The sequence below is a fragment of the Sphingopyxis italica genome (assembly GCF_011926545.1).
Lineage (GTDB): Bacteria > Pseudomonadota > Alphaproteobacteria > Sphingomonadales > Sphingomonadaceae > Sphingopyxis > Sphingopyxis italica.
The window spans coordinates 600,374-615,446 of record NZ_JAATIT010000003.1 but is presented as its reverse complement, the minus strand read 5'-3'; the positions used below and the strand labels follow the sequence as shown (position 1 = coordinate 615,446).

At 66.0% G+C, this 15,073-nt stretch carries 16 protein-coding genes and 1 riboswitch; of the genes, 9 read left to right on the top strand and 7 right to left on the bottom strand.

Annotated elements, in window-relative coordinates; translation table 11 throughout:
- Positions 1-163: 163 nt before the first annotated feature.
- Positions 164-1,027 (top strand): hypothetical protein, encoded by an 864-nt coding sequence (locus GGR90_RS14190; RefSeq protein ID WP_167922080.1) that lies wholly within the window; start codon positions 164-166, stop codon positions 1,025-1,027.
- A gap of 113 nt (positions 1,028-1,140) precedes the next feature.
- Here GGR90_RS14190 and GGR90_RS14185 read toward each other — a convergent pair whose 3' ends face one another.
- The 3 genes from GGR90_RS14185 to GGR90_RS14175 all read right to left on the bottom strand — a co-directional run bounded on the left by GGR90_RS14185 (position 1,141) and on the right by GGR90_RS14175 (position 4,666).
- Positions 1,141-3,123 carry an ATP-binding protein gene (locus GGR90_RS14185; RefSeq protein ID WP_209023759.1) on the bottom strand — a complete coding sequence of 661 codons (1,983 nt, stop codon included), beginning with the start codon at positions 3,121-3,123 and terminating at the stop codon, positions 1,141-1,143.
- A 96-nt stretch (positions 3,124-3,219) separates the two neighbouring features.
- Positions 3,220-4,422: a serine palmitoyltransferase gene (gene spt, locus GGR90_RS14180; protein WP_167922078.1), complete on the bottom strand. Its 1,203-nt coding sequence runs from the start codon at positions 4,420-4,422 to the stop codon at positions 3,220-3,222.
- A gap of 7 nt (positions 4,423-4,429) precedes the next feature.
- Positions 4,430-4,666 carry an acyl carrier protein gene (locus GGR90_RS14175; RefSeq protein ID WP_167922077.1) on the bottom strand — a complete coding sequence of 79 codons (237 nt, stop codon included), beginning with the start codon at positions 4,664-4,666 and terminating at the stop codon, positions 4,430-4,432.
- A gap of 153 nt (positions 4,667-4,819) precedes the next feature.
- On the opposite strand from GGR90_RS14175, the gene GGR90_RS14170 reads away from it, so the two are divergent.
- From GGR90_RS14170 to GGR90_RS14150, 5 genes are all read left to right on the top strand, one after another.
- Complete coding sequence (locus GGR90_RS14170) at positions 4,820-5,392, top strand: Pycsar system effector family protein (protein WP_167922076.1); 573 nt, start codon at positions 4,820-4,822, stop codon at positions 5,390-5,392.
- Between the two features lie 155 nt (positions 5,393-5,547).
- Positions 5,548-6,945 (top strand): MATE family efflux transporter, encoded by a 1,398-nt coding sequence (locus GGR90_RS14165; protein WP_167922075.1) that lies wholly within the window; start codon positions 5,548-5,550, stop codon positions 6,943-6,945.
- 131 nt (positions 6,946-7,076) lie between these two features.
- Entirely contained in the window at positions 7,077-7,364 is a 288-nt protein-coding gene (groES, locus tag GGR90_RS14160) for a co-chaperone GroES (protein ID WP_037554105.1), read from the top strand.
- Positions 7,365-7,406: 42 nt separating this feature from the next.
- Positions 7,407-9,050, top strand: a complete 1,644-nt coding sequence (groL, locus tag GGR90_RS14155) for a chaperonin GroEL (RefSeq protein WP_167922074.1) — start codon at positions 7,407-7,409, stop codon at positions 9,048-9,050.
- 139 nt (positions 9,051-9,189) lie between these two features.
- Positions 9,190-9,957, top strand: a complete 768-nt coding sequence (locus tag GGR90_RS14150; protein ID WP_167922073.1) for a glutaminyl-peptide cyclotransferase — start codon at positions 9,190-9,192, stop codon at positions 9,955-9,957.
- Here GGR90_RS14150 and GGR90_RS14145 read toward each other — a convergent pair.
- The 4 genes from GGR90_RS14145 to GGR90_RS14130 form a co-directional block, all read right to left on the bottom strand.
- On the bottom strand, positions 9,954-10,625 hold the full coding sequence (locus tag GGR90_RS14145) for a DJ-1/PfpI family protein (protein ID WP_167922072.1): 672 nt from the start codon (positions 10,623-10,625) through the stop codon (positions 9,954-9,956). The two genes, GGR90_RS14150 and GGR90_RS14145, sit on opposite strands and share 4 nt — an antisense overlap.
- A 20-nt stretch (positions 10,626-10,645) precedes the next feature.
- Positions 10,646-10,726: riboswitch (ZMP/ZTP riboswitch) on the bottom strand.
- A gap of 32 nt (positions 10,727-10,758) precedes the next feature.
- Positions 10,759-10,947 (bottom strand): hypothetical protein, encoded by a 189-nt coding sequence (locus GGR90_RS14140; RefSeq protein ID WP_167922071.1) that lies wholly within the window; start codon positions 10,945-10,947, stop codon positions 10,759-10,761.
- 76 nt (positions 10,948-11,023) lie between these two features.
- Positions 11,024-11,353 (bottom strand): entericidin EcnAB, encoded by a 330-nt coding sequence (locus GGR90_RS14135; protein ID WP_167922070.1) that lies wholly within the window; start codon positions 11,351-11,353, stop codon positions 11,024-11,026.
- A gap of 171 nt (positions 11,354-11,524) precedes the next feature.
- The gene (locus GGR90_RS14130; protein ID WP_167922069.1) at positions 11,525-11,857 is read right to left on the bottom strand and encodes a hypothetical protein; all 333 of its coding nucleotides are present in this window, start codon (positions 11,855-11,857) and stop codon (positions 11,525-11,527) included.
- Between the two features lie 232 nt (positions 11,858-12,089).
- Here GGR90_RS14130 and GGR90_RS14125 point away from each other — a divergent pair, with 232 nt between their 5' ends.
- Genes GGR90_RS14125 through GGR90_RS14115 form a run of 3 tightly spaced genes read left to right on the top strand, consistent with a single transcriptional unit; the run spans position 12,090 to position 15,072 of the window.
- Positions 12,090-13,076, top strand: a complete 987-nt coding sequence (locus GGR90_RS14125; protein ID WP_167922068.1) for a metalloregulator ArsR/SmtB family transcription factor — start codon at positions 12,090-12,092, stop codon at positions 13,074-13,076.
- On the top strand, positions 13,073-14,011 hold the full coding sequence (metF, locus tag GGR90_RS14120; RefSeq protein ID WP_167922067.1) for a methylenetetrahydrofolate reductase: 939 nt from the start codon (positions 13,073-13,075) through the stop codon (positions 14,009-14,011). The genes GGR90_RS14125 and metF overlap by 4 nt, the downstream gene beginning before the upstream one ends.
- Positions 14,012-14,025: 14 nt before the next feature.
- On the top strand, positions 14,026-15,072 hold the full coding sequence (locus GGR90_RS14115) for a homocysteine S-methyltransferase family protein (protein ID WP_167922168.1): 1,047 nt from the start codon (positions 14,026-14,028) through the stop codon (positions 15,070-15,072).
- Position 15,073 lies beyond the last annotated feature (1 nt).

Genomic DNA, 15,073 nt, shown 5'->3' with positions numbered 1-15,073 from the left:
TCGCATCGAGCGAAGTCGAGATGCCCCTCTGGACGGGAGTCATCTCGATGGGTGTCTCGACTTCCGCCCAAAGGCGGAAGTTTATCCTGAGCGCCGCCGCAGGCGGCGTCGAAGGGCTCGACACGAGCGGGCTTGGCAAAGCGTTTTTCAAAGAAGGCTTCTCATGTCGGACAGCCTGACCGACCTGGTTCGCGCGGAACTCTCCATCCCCGTCGATCCGCGCGTCGCCGCGATGGCGGGGGCGATCGCGGCGGAATATCCGGGCAGCGCGCGCGCCGCTCTCTTCTATGGCAGCTGCCTGCGGATGAGCGAACTCGACGGGCTGATGCTCGATTTCTACCTGATCGTCTCCGACTATGGCGACGCTTATGCCAAAGGCTGGATGGCGGCCGCGAACCGGCTGATCCCGCCGAATGTCTTTCCGTTCCAGCACGGCGGACTGATCGCCAAATATGCGGTGCTCAGCGAAGGTGATTTTGATCGGCTGAACGGGCCCGAGACGCGCAACGTGTCGGTGTGGGCGCGCTTCGCCCAGCCTTCGCGGCTCGTCTGGGCGGTCGACGACACCGCGGCGGACCGCGCGGTCGCGGCGGTGTCGCGGGCCGCGCCGACGTTGCTCGCGGCGGCGGGACGGGTCGACGGCGAAGCGCCGCTCGACTGGTGGCGGCGCGCCTTTTTACTCACCTATTCGGTCGAGCTGCGCGCCGAACGCACCGGCCGCGCGCAGTCGGTCGTCGATGCCGACGCCGAACGTTACGAGCGGTTCAGCGCACCCTCGATCGCGGCGATCGCGGCGGACGGACGCGCTGGCGGGTGGGCTCGACGGCGGCTGGAGGGCAAGCTGCTCAGCATCGCGCGGCTCGCCAAGGCCAGCCTGACCTATGCCGGCGGGATCGATTATCTGGCATGGAAGATCAACCGGCACGCGGGAACGAAGATCGAGATCAAGCCGTGGCAGCGCCGCTGGCCGCTCGTCGCCGCGCTGACGCTGGTGCCGCGTTTGATCCGGGGCGGCGCGATTCGGTGAGAACCTGATCCCGTTCGCATCGAGCGAAGTCGAGATGCCCATCGTTCGTGCACGCCTTCGCGGTGTCTCGACTTCGCTCGACACGAACGGAAGTTAAGTCGATCCCAACGGGCTCAGCTCGCGAGCCGCTGCCCCGCCGGCCGCGTTTCGCCGCTGCGCCGGATCGCCCGATCGAGCGCGCTGAGCGTGAAAGGTTTGCGCAGCACGTCATGGTCGCCAAAGGCGGCGTCCTCGCTCGCATCGCCGGCGTAGCCGGTCACGAACAACACCGACAGTTCGGGCCAGCGCTGTTTCAATTGCGCGACCATTTCGGGGCCGGTGAGCTCGGGCATCAGCACGTCGGACAGGATCAGGTCGAACCCGCCGCGTCCCTCGGCCAGTCGCCCTTCGACCAGCGCCTCCGCCTCCAGCGGATTGCCGCACGCGACCGCGCTATGGCCAAGCTCGCTGACCGCGTCGACCGTCGCCGCCAAGACGCGCGCGTCGTCCTCGACCACCAGGATGGTGAGCGCGTCGGCGAGCGGCGCGGGCGCGTCGCTCTCGCCCGGTGCCACGTCGTCCACGGCGCCCGTCACCGGCTTCGCGACGGGCAGCAGCATCGCGACGCTCGTGCCTTCGCCCTCGGTCGACGAAATCTGCACTTCGCCGCCCGACTGGCGGCAGAAGGCGAAGACCTGGCTCATGCCGAGCCCGGTGCCCTGACCCGCCGGCTTGGTGGTGTAAAAAGGATCGAAGACGCGTTCGAGCACCTCGGGCGACATGCCGCAGCCGGTGTCGATCACCTGCACCGCGAGCCCAGCGGCCTTGTTCTCGCCGTCATCCAGCGTGCGGATCGTCAGCGACCCATGGCCGTCCATCGCGTCGCGCGCATTGACCGCGAGGTTGAGCAGGGCATTTTCGAACTGCTGGCGGTCGACCCAGCAGGCGAGGCCCTCGGCCTGAAGGTCGAGCGTAAGCGCGATCCGGTCGCCGATCGTGCGCTCGATCAGCTGGGCGAAGCTGGCGATACACTCGTCGACCGGGGTCATTTCGGGGCGCGCGGGCTCCGAGCGGGCGAAGGTCAGCAGCCGCCGCGTCAGGTCGGCGGCGCGATTGGCACCGTCGAGCGCGTTGGCGAGGTGGCGCTGCGCCTTTTCGGGCGTATCGGGAAGCCAGCGCTGCGCCAGCTCGAGCCCGCCGACGACGACCGCGAGCATATTGTTGAAATCATGCGCGATGCCGCCGGTCAGCTGGCCGACAGCTTCCATCTTCTGCGCCTGGCGCAGCTGCGCCTCCGCCGCTTCGCGGTCGGTCATCTCGCTGCGCAGCGCGGCGTTCGCATGGGCGAGTTCGGCGGTCCGCTCCTCGACCGCCTCCTCAAGCTGCGCGGCGCGGTCGCTCTCGACCAGCTGCTCGCGCCGGGCGAGGCGGCGCTCGCCTTCGGCGCGGATCAGCGAGAAGGTCGCGCCGATCGCGATCACCGCGGCGGCCGCGCCGAGAAGGGAGAAGAGCAGGATCGCCTGGTTGAGGCTCGCGCGGTCGGCCGCCGCCAACCGGTTGCGCTCGCGCAGCAGCGCGCGCTCGTTGGCGATGATTTCGCTCAGCAGATTGTCGATCCGCGCCAGCCCGTCGCCCTGACCGGCGGCGTAGAATTTTGAGATGGCGGCGACGGTCTGGTTGTAATTGGCGCTGAGCGCCGCATCGCCCAGCTGTTCGCCGCGGCTGTCCATCTCGCGCGCCAGCTGCTCGACCAGCGCGATCTGCTTGGGATTGTCGCGCACATTGCGCTTCAGCCGCGTCATATACTGGCGCGCGCGGCCCCATTGATATTCATAGATGCGCCCGTCCTCTTTCTGCAGCCCGACCGCGAAGCGGCCGAGCGCGGCCTCGGCGCGCGCGATCGCGGCGTCGACCGAACGGGTCTGCGAAATGACCTCCATGCTCTGCGTCTGCCAGCCGAGCGAGCGGTCGTAATCGTCGTTGGCGCGCGCGAGCAGCAGGACGAGCGCCCCGACCACACCGGTCAGAACCGCGCCGAGGACGATCGTCGACCAGAAGCGAATACGCTCCCGCCGGCCGTCATTTTCACTGTCGATATCCCGCTCGAACACGCGCATCTCTTACCGGACAAGCGGGGCGCAGCAAAGGACGGAAGATCGCGCGGCTTCAACTCGCCGCGAAAAAAAATCCGCTGGTCGGCGCTCCGGCTCGTTTCAGCCGATAATACCCACGCGCTTGCCGGCGCGTTCGAAGCGGCCGAGTATCTCGCCGACCTGCTCGCTCGAATGTTCGGCGCACAGCGAACAGCGCAGCAGCGTCATACCCGCGGGGGTCGCCGGCGGGCGCGCGAGGTTCACATAGAGCCCCTCTTCGAGCAGCGCCTCCCACATCATAGCTCCGCGTTCGAGGTCGGGCATGATGACGGCGATGATTGCCGACTGCGGCTCGTCGGTGCCGAGCGTGAAGCCCAGATCCTTGAGCCCCTGGTGGAGCATCTTCGAATTTTCCCACAGGTGCGCGCGTTTGTTGCTCCCCAGCATCAGCTTGCGGATGCTCGTCGCCGCGGTCGCGACGACGCTCGGCGGCAGCGAGGCGGTGAACACATAGGGGCGGCAGACGAGCCGCAGGATCTCGAACTTCGGGTGGTTCGACACGCAGAAGCCGCCGACGGTGCCGACGCTCTTGCTGAACGTGCCGATGATGAAGTCGACGTCGTCGATCACGCCCTGCGCCTCGGCGACGCCGCGGCCGTGTTCGCCGATGAAGCCCATCGAATGCGCCTCGTCGACCAGCACCATCGCGCCGGCTTCCTTCGAGACGCGGATCATTTCCTTCAGCGGCGCGACATCGCCGAGCATCGAATAGACGCCTTCGAGCACGACAAGCTTGCCCGCTTCGGGGGGCAGGCGCTTCAGACGCTTTTCGAGGGCTTCGACGTCATTGTGGCGAAAGGCGACGATCTCGGCATTGCCCATCGCGCAGCCGTCATAGATCGACGCGTGGCTGTCGATGTCGAGGATGACATAGTCGCCCTTGCCGGCGATCGTCGAAATGATGCCGAGGTTCGCCTGATATCCGGTCGAAAACACCATGGCATGGTCCATGGCGTAAAATTCCTTGAGCGCGTCCTCGCATTCCTTGTGCCCCTGATAAGTGCCGTTGAGGACGCGGCTGCCGGTGGTGCCGCTGCCGAATTTGTCGAGCGCGTCCTTGCCCGCGGCGATCACGTCGTCGTCGAAGGTCATGCCCATATAATTATAGGTGCCGAGCAGGATCGTCTCGCGCCCGTTGCAGACCGCGACGGTCGGCGAGATCACCTTTTCCATTACCAGGCTGAACGGATCGGTGACGCCGGTCGCGAGCAATTCCTCGCGCTGCTGGATCAGCGGGTCGAATTTGGAGAAGAGGTCGGTCATCGGCGGGTCAGCCCTGCAATTTCTCGACCGCGGCGACGAGCTGGCCGACATTTTCGATCTCGGCCTGCATGTTCATGCTGATGATGATGTCGAACGTGTCTTCGACCTCGGCGACGAAATCCATCACCGTCAGGCTGTCCCATTCGAGGTCGCCGGCAAAGGTGGTCGCGTCGGTCAGTTCGACGCCCTTCTTGTTGAAAGGGCCGATCAGGCCGAAAATCTGGTCGCGCAGGGCGGTGCTCATGTGATGCGTCCCATAATGGTAGAAAGTTGCGCGCGGGCATGCCGCGAAGGCTTCCGATTGGCAAGCGATTGCGGCGGGAACAGGGCAGCATCTTGCCGCATCCGGGGCTTCATGCCATCCTTATGGCAGGGTCGCCAGCAGGGGCAGCTTGGCATGGACAACGCAGAATCGACGCCATCGCAGGGCCGGCCGGCGGTCTCCTATCCGCCGAACGCGGTGCATCTCGTCCGCACCAACCAGCAACTGACGATGCAGCTGTCGCAGATGGCCGATCAAAAGGCGTCGATCCTGATGGGCGCGACCTTCGTGGTTTTCACCCTCGCGATCGGGCAGGCACGCGCTGGGGCAGGGGCGCTCGCGATGCCGCTCACCATCCTCGCGACCTTTTCTTTTCTCTCGGCGCTGCTCGCGGTGTCGGCCGTGCTCCCGCGCGTAGGCAAGGGGCCGCCAATCGTCTACAGGGACGGCAAGGACCACAGCAACATCCTCTTCTTCGGCCGCTTCGCCCAGATGGACGAGGATGAATTCATCGCCGAGGTGAAGAACCGGCTGCGCAGCGAAGAGGATTTGTACGAGACGATGCTGCGCGATACCTATCAGAACGGCATCGTCCTCGCGCGGCGCAAATATCGTTATCTCGCCTATGCCTATCGGCTGTTCGTGGTGGGACTGACGCTGACGTTCATCGCGTTCGTGGTCGAGATGGTCGGGATGTGGCGGGGGTGAAATATTGCCGTCGCCCCCGCGAAGGCGGGGGCCGCTAGCCGCCTTCGCGGGGGCGACGGTTATATTGTTGCCATTCTGCCACCCCTGCGCACAATTGGCCTCGTGGTCCCCGCCGCACTTGAACCGTAACATTCGCGCGCCTATCCGGGCCGGCTATGTTGCAGCAGGCCAGCCCACTGACCGCGGAAACACCGCAAAGCCTTCGCACGGAATTCCGTGCGACGCTGGCGCTCGCCGTGCCGCTCGCGGCGGCGAACCTGCTCCAGATGATGGTCCATGCGATCGACGTCATTTTTGTCGCGCGCCTCGGCGACGCCGCGCTCGCCGCCTCGTCGCTCGGCGTCGCGATCTTCGGTCTGCTGCTCTGGACCGGATCGGGCCTGATCGGCGCGTCGGCGCCGCTGATCGCCGCCGAACTCGGCCGCCGCAAACATGCGGTGCGCGAAGTGCGGCGCACGGTGCGCATGGCGCTGTGGCTCAGCGTGCTCGTCTCGATCCTGTTCATGGGCATTTGCGCCGCGGGCGGCCCGATCATGCGCGCGACGGGGCAACCGGCCGAGACATCGGCGCGCGCCGCGAGCTTCCTGCTGATCCTGATGTGGGGTCTGTTCCCGATGATCGCGGCGGCGGTGCTGCGCATCTTCGTCTCGGCACTGGGGCGCGCGACGATCGCGACCGCGATCACCTTCGGCGCGCTCTTCGTCAATGCGCTCGGCAATTGGGTGCTGGTGTTCGGTCACCTCGGCATGCCCGCGCTCGGGCTGCACGGCTCGGCGATTTCGAGCGTGATGACCAGCGTGCTGATGCTCATCGCCTATGTCGTCGTCATCCAGCGCGACCGGCGCCTGCGCCGCTATCGCCTGTTCGGCAATTGGTGGCGCTCCGAATGGAGCCGTTTCTTCGAGATGCTGCGCATCGGAACCCCGATCAGCCTGACCATCTTGGCCGAAGCGGGGCTGTTCACCGGCGCGGCTTTCCTGATGGGGCGGATCGGCGAGGCCGAGCTGGCCGGGCACACGATCGCGCTTCAGGTCGCGGCGCTCGCCTTCCAGATTCCGTTCGGGGTCGCGCAGGCGGCGACGATTCGCGTCGGCCTCGCCTATGGCGCGCGCGATCGCCGCGGCATTACCTATGCGGGGCAGGCGTCGCTCGTGCTCGGCATCGGCTTCATGGCCTTCACGGCCTTGCTCATGTGGCTGTTCCCGACGCTGGTGTTGTCGATCTATGTCGATGTCCACGCCGCGCGCAACGCCGCGCTCGTCGGCTTCGCGATGCAATTTCTCGTCGTCGCGGCCGCTTTCCAGCTTTTCGACGGAGCGCAGGCGGTGGCGGCCGGCGTACTGCGCGGGCTGCAGGACACGCGTATCCCGATGATCATCGCGATCTGCGGTTACTGGATCGCGGGTTACGGCACCGCGATCTATCTCGGCTTCTGGACGCCGCTCGCCGGTGTAGGCGTATGGATCGGGCTCGCGGTGGGCCTCGTGGTGGTCTCGGCGGTGCTGCTGCTGCGCTGGCGGATGCGCGCCCGTCTCGGCCTGCTTCCGGCCTGACGCAAAAACTTCGTACAAATCTTGTAGCGCGGCGCTTGACGCCTATCTGACTCCCACCCATATGGCCGACTGTTAGCACTCGCACCCTGTGAGTGCTAAACGACATCATTTCCATCTCTGGAGGGATATCCATGCAATTTCGTCCGCTGCACGACCGCGTGCTTGTTCGCCGTATCGAAGCCGAAGAAAAGACGGCCGGCGGCATCATCATCCCCGACACCGCCAAGGAAAAGCCGCAGGAAGGCGAAGTCGTCTCGGTCGGTTCGGGCACCCGCGCCGACGACGGCAAGGTCACCCCGCTCGACGTCAAGGCCGGCGACCGCATCCTGTTCGGCAAATGGTCGGGCACCGAAGTCAAGGTCGATGGCGAAGAGCTGCTGATCATGAAGGAATCGGACATCCTCGGCGTCATCGCCTGAGCCTATTCTTCCCCATTTCATTCTATTTGAAGGAGCATCCACATGGCTGCCAAGGACGTTAAATTTTCGCGCGACGCGCGCGAGCGTATCCTGAAGGGTGTCGACACCCTCGCCGATGCGGTGAAGGTCACCCTCGGTCCCAAGGGCCGCAACGTCGTGATCGACAAGAGCTTCGGCGCGCCCCGCATCACCAAGGACGGCGTCACCGTCGCCAAGGAAATCGAACTCAAGGACAAGTTCGAAAACATGGGCGCCCAGATGCTGCGCGAAGTCGCATCGAAGGCGAACGACAAGGCCGGCGACGGCACCACCACCGCGACCGTGCTCGCCCAGGCGATCGTGCGCGAAGGCATGAAGTCGGTTGCCGCCGGCATGAACCCGATGGACCTGAAGCGCGGCATCGACCTCGCGGTCACCAAGGTCGTCGAAACGATCAAGTCGCAGTCGAAGCCCGTCTCGGGCACCGCTGAAATCGCCCAGGTCGGCATCATCTCGGCCAACGGCGACACCGAAGTCGGCGAGAAGATCGCCGAAGCGATGGAAAAGGTCGGCAAGGAAGGCGTGATCACCGTCGAGGAAGCCAAGGGTCTCGATTTCGAGCTCGACGTCGTCGAAGGCATGCAGTTCGACCGCGGCTACCTGAGCCCCTACTTCATCACCAACCCCGAAAAGATGCTCGTCGAGCTGGCCGATCCGTACATCCTGATCTTCGAAAAGAAGCTGTCGAACCTGCAGGCGATGCTGCCGATCCTCGAAGCCGTGGTGCAGTCGGGCCGTCCGCTGCTGATCATCGCCGAGGACATCGAAGGCGAAGCGCTCGCGACCCTCGTCGTCAACCGCCTGCGCGGCGGTCTCAAGGTCGCGGCCGTCAAGGCGCCGGGCTTCGGCGATCGCCGCAAGGCGATGCTGCAGGACATCGCGATCCTGACCGCCGGCGAAATGATCAGCGAAGACCTGGGCATCAAGCTCGAGTCGGTCACGCTGAACATGCTCGGTCAGGCCAAGCGCGTCACGATCGACAAGGACAACACCACCATCGTCGATGGTGCGGGCGACCATGATGCGATCAAGGGCCGCGTCGAACAGATCCGTGCGCAGATCGAAACGACGACCAGCGATTACGACAAGGAAAAGCTGCAGGAACGTCTGGCGAAGCTCGCCGGCGGTGTTGCCGTGATCAAGGTCGGCGGCGCTTCGGAAGTCGAAGTGAAGGAACGCAAGGACCGCGTCGACGACGCCCTCCACGCGACCCGCGCTGCGGTCGAAGAAGGCATCGTCCCCGGCGGCGGTACGGCGCTTCTGTACGCGACGAAGGCGCTCGAAGGCCTGTCGGGCATCAACGAAGACCAGACGCGCGGTATCGACATCATCCGTCGCGCGCTGCAGGCTCCGGTCCGCCAGATCGCCGAGAACGCGGGCTTTGACGGCGGCGTCGTCGCGGGCAAGCTGTTCGACCAGAAGGACACGAGCTTCGGCTTCAACGCCTCGACCGACGTCTATGAAGACCTCGTCAAGGCCGGTGTCATCGACCCGACCAAGGTCGTCCGCATCGCGCTTCAGGATGCTGCCTCGGTTGCCGGTCTGCTGATCACGACCGAAGCCGGCATCGCCGAAACGCCCGACGACAAGCCCGCCATGCCCATGGGCGGCGGCGGCATGGGCGGCATGGGCGGCATGGACTTCTAAGTCCCGACCGTTCGGCACTCAGCCAACGACAAGAAGGGCCGGAGCAGCGATGCTCCGGCCCTTTTTCTATTTGTCACAATGGCGAAATAGGGGAGGCGGGACATTGCCAGTTCAGCCCGAGCGACATAGCTAAGCATCGATGATGCTTGTCTTCGCTCTCGCCATGCTCGCCGAACCGCCGGTCGCAGCGACGCCCGCACCGCCGCGGGTCGAACGCTGCGGCTATCGCATCGTACAAAGCTATCCGCACGACACCTCCTCCTTCACCCAGGGCCTCTTCTGGCACGACGGGCATCTTTATGAGGCCACCGGTCAATATGGCCGATCGCGCGTCGCGCGGCTCGACCTCGATACGGGCAAGGCGCTGGCGCAGACCAAGCTGCCGTCCGACCAGTTCGGCGAGGGGATCACGCGCTGGGGCGACCAGATCATCGGCGTCACCTGGCAGGGCGGCGTCGGCAACCGCTGGTCGATCAAGGATCTGAAACCTGCCGGCACCTTCACCTATGAAGGCGAGGGCTGGGGCGTGACGATGGTCGGGGACAGCCTGGTGCTGAGTGACGGCACGCCCGACCTGCGCTTCTTCGACCCGGCGACGATGAAGGAGCAAAAGCGCGTGACGGTGCGCTTCGCCGGCCGGCCGATCCCGATGCTCAACGAGCTCGAGACGATCGACGGACAGGTCTGGGCGAATGTCTGGATGACCGACTTCATCGTCCGCATCGACCCCGCGACCGGCAATATCGCCTCGCTGCTCGACCTGTCGACGCTGAAGGCCGATGCGGGGGCGAGCGGCACCGATAGCGTGCTGAACGGCATCGCGTGGGACGAAAAGGGCAAGCGCCTGTTCGTCACCGGCAAGAACTGGCCGAAGCTCTATCAGATCGCGCTCGCCGACTGCCGCTAGCTTCTGAGCGCCGCCTCCATTCGCGCCGCCGCCGCGTCATAGACGCGCGCTTTCAGCCCCGCGGTCACCGCCTCGGGCGCGCGATCGGGATGCCCGCCGGGAAAGGGCGGGGCAGGGTCATATTCGATCGCGAGCTGGATCGCCTGCGCCACCGCATCGCCCTGAATCCGCGCGATCAGCGTCAGCGCGAAATCGAGCCCCGAGGTCACGCCGCCGCTGGTCACGATATTTCCGTCCTCGACGATGCGCGCGGGCTGGAATTCGGCGCCGACGAGCGGCAGTAGATGCGTATAACCCCAATGCGTCGTCGCGCGTTTGCCCTGAAGCAATCCGGCGTGGCCGAGCAGGAAGGCGCCGGTGCATACGCTCGTCACCCACTCGGCGCCCGCCGCCTGCCGTGCGATGAAGTCGATCGTCGCGGCATCGTTCAGCGCCTCGATCACGCCGTGTCCGCCGGGGATGCAGAGGATGTCGGCCTGCGGCGCGCTCGCAAAATCATGGGTGGGCAGGATGGCGAAGCCGCTGTCGGTCGCGATCGGGTCGAAGCGCGCGGCCGCGCCCGCCAGCACCGCGCCGGGCATCCGGGACAGCGCCTGCGCCGGCGCGGTGAAGTCGAGCTGGGTGATGCCCGGAAAGAGCAGGAAGACGATATGGGTCGTGTCGGTCATGCGGATGGTCCTTCGCTGGCGTGGATCACCCAGGCGCGCGGCTCACATCGGTCCCGCTTCCCGATGGAACTCCATCTTCAGCGCCAGTCGCGGGACGGCATCGGTCTAACCCTCGCGGCGCGGCGAGGGAAGCCTATTCGGGCGCGTCGCTCGCTGGCGCTTCGTCGGCCGCGCTGTCGCGGCTTTCGAGCATCTCGGCGGCATCGTCGAGCGCCTTGGCTTCGCTGACGGTCACGCCGCCGGGACCCGGTTCATTGTCGGTGCGGCTGCACCCCGCCAAAAGCAGGCCGAGCAGGGCAGCAGCGGGCACGAAGTTTCGCATCATAAGCTTCCCATGAAAAAGGGCTCCACCCGTGCGGATGGAGCCCCTCTTTAACAGCCCAAGGGCGTGCCGACGACTATTGCTTGTCGTTGGCTTCGGCCTTCTTGGTTTCTTCGGCGATGTTGTCGCCGGCCTTGTCGACGGCCTCGCCGGCGGCGTTCACCGTGCCTTCGACGGCGTTGCCGGCGTCATCGGCGGCGGCGGCGGTCGCATCGGCGGCGTCGTCGGCGGCAGCGGCGGTCGCATCCGCAGCATCGGCTGCGCCTTCGGCCATTGCGTCGCCGGCATTTGCGGCATCGTCAGCCATGGAGTCGGCGGTTTCACCGGCGGCATCCTGCGTCTTTTCCGAGCAGGCGGCGAGGCTGAAGGCCGCGGCGGCCATCGAGGCGATGATGATCTTGCGCATGGGTATTCCTTTCGAATGCAATGACCGGGCGGCCGGCCATGGGAAGAGAGTTAACCGGGGATCCGGGGCTTGGCAACCGCGCTGCGAAGCCTGTCCCGAAAAGGAAAGGGGCCGCCGGCAAGCCGTCGACCCCTTCCTGTTCCTTCGGCCCCGAAGAGGCCGGAAAGAAGCTTACTTCTTGGCTTCTTCCATCGCGCCCTTGGCGGCGTCGGCGGCTTCCTGGGCCGCGCCGGCAGCTTCGGCCGCCTTGTCGGTCGCGGTGGCGGCGTCGCCGGCGGCAGCGGCATCGGCCGCAGCATCGGCGGCGGCGCCGGCTTCGCCAGCGGCGGCGGCGGTCGCGTCGGCAGCGCCTTCGGCCGCTTCCATCGCGCCGTCAGCAGCGCCTTCGACGGTCGCGGCTGCGTCTTCGGTCGTGGCGGCCGTGTCGTCGGCAGCCTTTTCGGCGCAAGCGGCGAGGCCCATCGAAGCGGCGAGGACGAGCGACAGAGTGATCGATTTCTTCATATGGGAATACCCCTCTCGATTTGGACTGATCGATCGGCACAGGAACTGATCGATCCCGAACATTGCCAATCGCGCGCAGAATTACCCACTCGCCAAATGGCGTGCAACCGTCCTTGTGACGATTATCCCCCGTGTTTCGTCGCAATCCGAGGACGACCGCAGCGCGCACCGCGGAAAATCGAGGTGCCGCGCTTGGTTGACCAGATATAAAGAAAGCTTTATATGTCTTTCCGTGAGCGAGCTTATCGACATTTTCCGCGCTCTCGCGGACCCGACGCGCCTGCGAGTCGTCGCGCTGCTGCGCGAGATGGAGCTTGCGATCGGCGAACTCGCGATCGTGCTCGACCAGAGCCAGCCGCGCGTATCGCGCCATGTCCGTATCCTCGTCGAGGCGGGGATCGTCGAGCGGCGGCGCGAGGGCAGCTGGGTTTTCCTGCGCATCACCGCCGCAGGGCCGGTCGCCGAGATTATCGGTCAGGCAGAAAAATGGCCTTTCTCTGCGCGGGAAACGCGCGTCATCGCGCATGATGCACGGCGGCTGGCGGCGGTGCGCGACGATCGCGCCGCGGCAGCCGAGCGCTATTTTGCCGAGCATGCCGCCGAATGGGACGCGATCCGCTCGCGTCATATCGCCGAGAGCGAAGTCGAAGCCGCGATGCTCGCGATGATGCACAACCGCCGGCTCGGTCATTTGCTCGACATCGGCACCGGCACCGGGCGGATGGCCGAAATCTTCGCGCCGACCGCGCGCCGGATCACCGCGCTCGACCGCAGTCCCGAAATGTTGCGGATCGCGCGCACGAAGCTGGAGCGCCAGCCGGTGCCCGTCGACCTGCTGCAGGGCGACTTTCTCGATCTGCCGGTCGCCGATGCCAGCGTCGACAGCATCGTCATCCATCAGGCGCTCCATTTCGCGCACGAGCCCGACCGCGTGATCGCCGAGGCGAGCCGGGTGCTGCGCGGCGGCGGCCATCTGCTCGTCGTCGATTTCGCGCCGCACGAGGATGAGGAACTGCGCGCCCTCGCGGCGCACGCGCGCCTCGGCTTTTCGGACGCCCAGATCCGCGGCTGGTTCGCTTCGGCGGGCTTGCTGCTCGAAAACACCGAAACGCTCGAAGGCGGGGAGCTGGCCGTAAAGCTATGGCTCGGCCGCCGTCGCAGCGATGAAGATCAATCGCCCGTCGCCGGTGACGGACAAAGCAAAAGGCTTGCGGCATGACGTCGAATTTGAACTCGCTGGCGGAAGCGCGCCGCGCTGCGGCTTCGCCGCTCTTCGCCGACCTTGCCGGCGACATCGGCGTCAGCTTCGAATTTTTCCCGCCGAAGACCGAGAAGATGGAAGCGCAGCTGTGGGACACGTTCCGCACGCTCGAGCCGCTGGGTCCGAGCTTCGTTTCGGTCACCTATGGTGCGGGCGGGTCGACGCGCGAGCGCACCCATGCGACCGTCGCGCGGATCGCCGCCGAAAGCCGTGTGCCGCCCGCCGCGCACCTGACCTGCGTCGAGGCGTCGCGCGCCGAGATCGACGAGGTCGCGCGCGCCTATTGGGAGGCGGGGGTGCGGCATATCGTCGCGCTGCGCGGCGACGTCCCGGGTGGTGAGCCCTATCGTGCGCATCCCGATGGTTATGCCAATGCGATCGAACTGGTGGCGGGGCTGAAGGCGATCGCGCCGTTCGACATTTCGGTCGCCGCCTATCCCGAAACGCATCCCGACGCGACATGTCCGCAATCCGACCTCGATAATCTCAAGCGCAAGCTCGATGCCGGGGCGACGCGCGCGATCACGCAATTCTTCTTCTCGCCCGACAGCTTCCTGCGCTTTCGCGACGCCGCCGCGGCCGCGGGGATCGAGGCGCCGATCATTCCCGGCATCCTGCCCGTGTCGAACGTGTCGCAGACGCGCCGAATAGCCGACATGTGCGGCACCGCGATCCCGGCGTGGATGGTGTCGCTGTTCGACGGGCTCGACGATCATCCCGCCGCGCGCCAGCTCGTCGCGGCGACGATCGCCGCCGAAATGTGCCGCCGCCTCTACGCGGGCGGCGTCCGCGATTTCCACTTCTACACCCTCAACCGCGCCGAGCTCAGCTATGCCATCTGTCATCTGCTGGGCCTGCGGCCGGTTTCGACCGCAAAGGATCAGGCAGCATGAGCGCCAGTTTGAAAATGGGGGCACGAGAAGCTCTCGCCGCGGCGGCGAAGGAACGCATCCTGCTGACCGATGGCGGCTGGGGCACCCAGATCCAGCTCCGCAAGCTGGTCGAAGCCGATTATGCGGGCAATCTTGGCCTGACGCACGACCAGAAGGGCAACAACGACATCCTCGCGCTGACGCGTCCCGATGTCGTGACCGCGATCGGCGAAGCCTATCTGGACGCCGGGTCGGACATCGTCTCGACCAATACGTTCAGCGCCAACCGGATCAGTCAGGCCGATTATGGCGCCGAGCATCTGGTCGCCGACATTAACCATGAAAGCGCGCGGCTCGGCCGCGAAGCCGCCAACAAATATGAGGCGCGCGACGGCCGCCGCCGCTTCATCGCGGGCGCGGTCGGGCCGACGAACAAGACGCTGTCGCTGTCGCCCGACGTCAACAACCCCGGCTATCGCGAGATCGATTTCGACGAATTGAAGGAGGTCTATTTCGACCAGGTCGTCGCATTGGCCGAAGGCGGCGCCGACTTCATCCTGATCGAAACGATCTTCGACACGCTCAACGCCAAGGCGGGGATCGCCGCGACGCTGGAAGCCGAAGCGAAGATCGGGCGCGAACTGCCGCTGATGATTTCGATGACGCTCACCGACCTTTCGGGCCGTAACCTGTCGGGGCACACGGTCGAGGCCTTCTGGTATGCGGTGCGCCACGCGAGGCCGCTGACGATCGGGCTCAACTGCTCGTTCGGCGCGTCGCAGCTTCGCCCGCACGTCCGCGTCCTGTCCGACCTCGCCGACGCGCTGGTGATGGTCTATCCGAACGCCGGTCTGCCCAACGAACTCGGCGAATATGACGAACTGCCCGACACGACCGCGGAGCTGGTGCGCGAGTGGGCCGAACAGGGCCAGGTCAATATCCTCGGCGGCTGCTGCGGTTCGACGCCTGCTCACATTGCTGCGATGGCGCGCGCGATCGAGGGGTTGCCCGCGCGGCGGATTCCCGACGTGCCGGTCCGCACGCGGCTGGCGGGGCTTGAGCCCTTCACCATGGCGGCCTGAC

What these genes read in the sequence shown, in the direction of transcription:
- groL (WP_167922074.1), top strand. Translation starts at nt 7,407, where the DNA reads ATGGCTGCCAAGGACGTTAAATTTTCGCGCGACGCGCGCGAGCGTATC.
- GGR90_RS14170 (WP_167922076.1), top strand. Translation starts at nt 4,820, where the DNA reads ATGGACAACGCAGAATCGACGCCATCGCAGGGCCGGCCGGCGGTCTCC.
- GGR90_RS14185 (WP_209023759.1), bottom strand. Translation starts at nt 3,123, where the DNA reads ATGCGCGTGTTCGAGCGGGATATCGACAGTGAAAATGACGGCCGGCGG.
- groES (WP_037554105.1), top strand. Translation starts at nt 7,077, where the DNA reads ATGCAATTTCGTCCGCTGCACGACCGCGTGCTTGTTCGCCGTATCGAA.
- GGR90_RS14130 (WP_167922069.1), bottom strand. Translation starts at nt 11,857, where the DNA reads ATGAAGAAATCGATCACTCTGTCGCTCGTCCTCGCCGCTTCGATGGGC.
- GGR90_RS14135 (WP_167922070.1), bottom strand. Translation starts at nt 11,353, where the DNA reads ATGCGCAAGATCATCATCGCCTCGATGGCCGCCGCGGCCTTCAGCCTC.
- GGR90_RS14115 (WP_167922168.1), top strand. Translation starts at nt 14,026, where the DNA reads ATGGGGGCACGAGAAGCTCTCGCCGCGGCGGCGAAGGAACGCATCCTG.
- spt (WP_167922078.1), bottom strand. Translation starts at nt 4,422, where the DNA reads ATGACCGACCTCTTCTCCAAATTCGACCCGCTGATCCAGCAGCGCGAG.
- GGR90_RS14140 (WP_167922071.1), bottom strand. Translation starts at nt 10,947, where the DNA reads ATGCGAAACTTCGTGCCCGCTGCTGCCCTGCTCGGCCTGCTTTTGGCG.
- metF (WP_167922067.1), top strand. Translation starts at nt 13,073, where the DNA reads ATGACGTCGAATTTGAACTCGCTGGCGGAAGCGCGCCGCGCTGCGGCT.
- GGR90_RS14150 (WP_167922073.1), top strand. Translation starts at nt 9,190, where the DNA reads ATGATGCTTGTCTTCGCTCTCGCCATGCTCGCCGAACCGCCGGTCGCA.
- GGR90_RS14165 (WP_167922075.1), top strand. Translation starts at nt 5,548, where the DNA reads ATGTTGCAGCAGGCCAGCCCACTGACCGCGGAAACACCGCAAAGCCTT.
- GGR90_RS14145 (WP_167922072.1), bottom strand. Translation starts at nt 10,625, where the DNA reads ATGACCGACACGACCCATATCGTCTTCCTGCTCTTTCCGGGCATCACC.
- GGR90_RS14190 (WP_167922080.1), top strand. Translation starts at nt 164, where the DNA reads ATGTCGGACAGCCTGACCGACCTGGTTCGCGCGGAACTCTCCATCCCC.
- GGR90_RS14175 (WP_167922077.1), bottom strand. Translation starts at nt 4,666, where the DNA reads ATGAGCACCGCCCTGCGCGACCAGATTTTCGGCCTGATCGGCCCTTTC.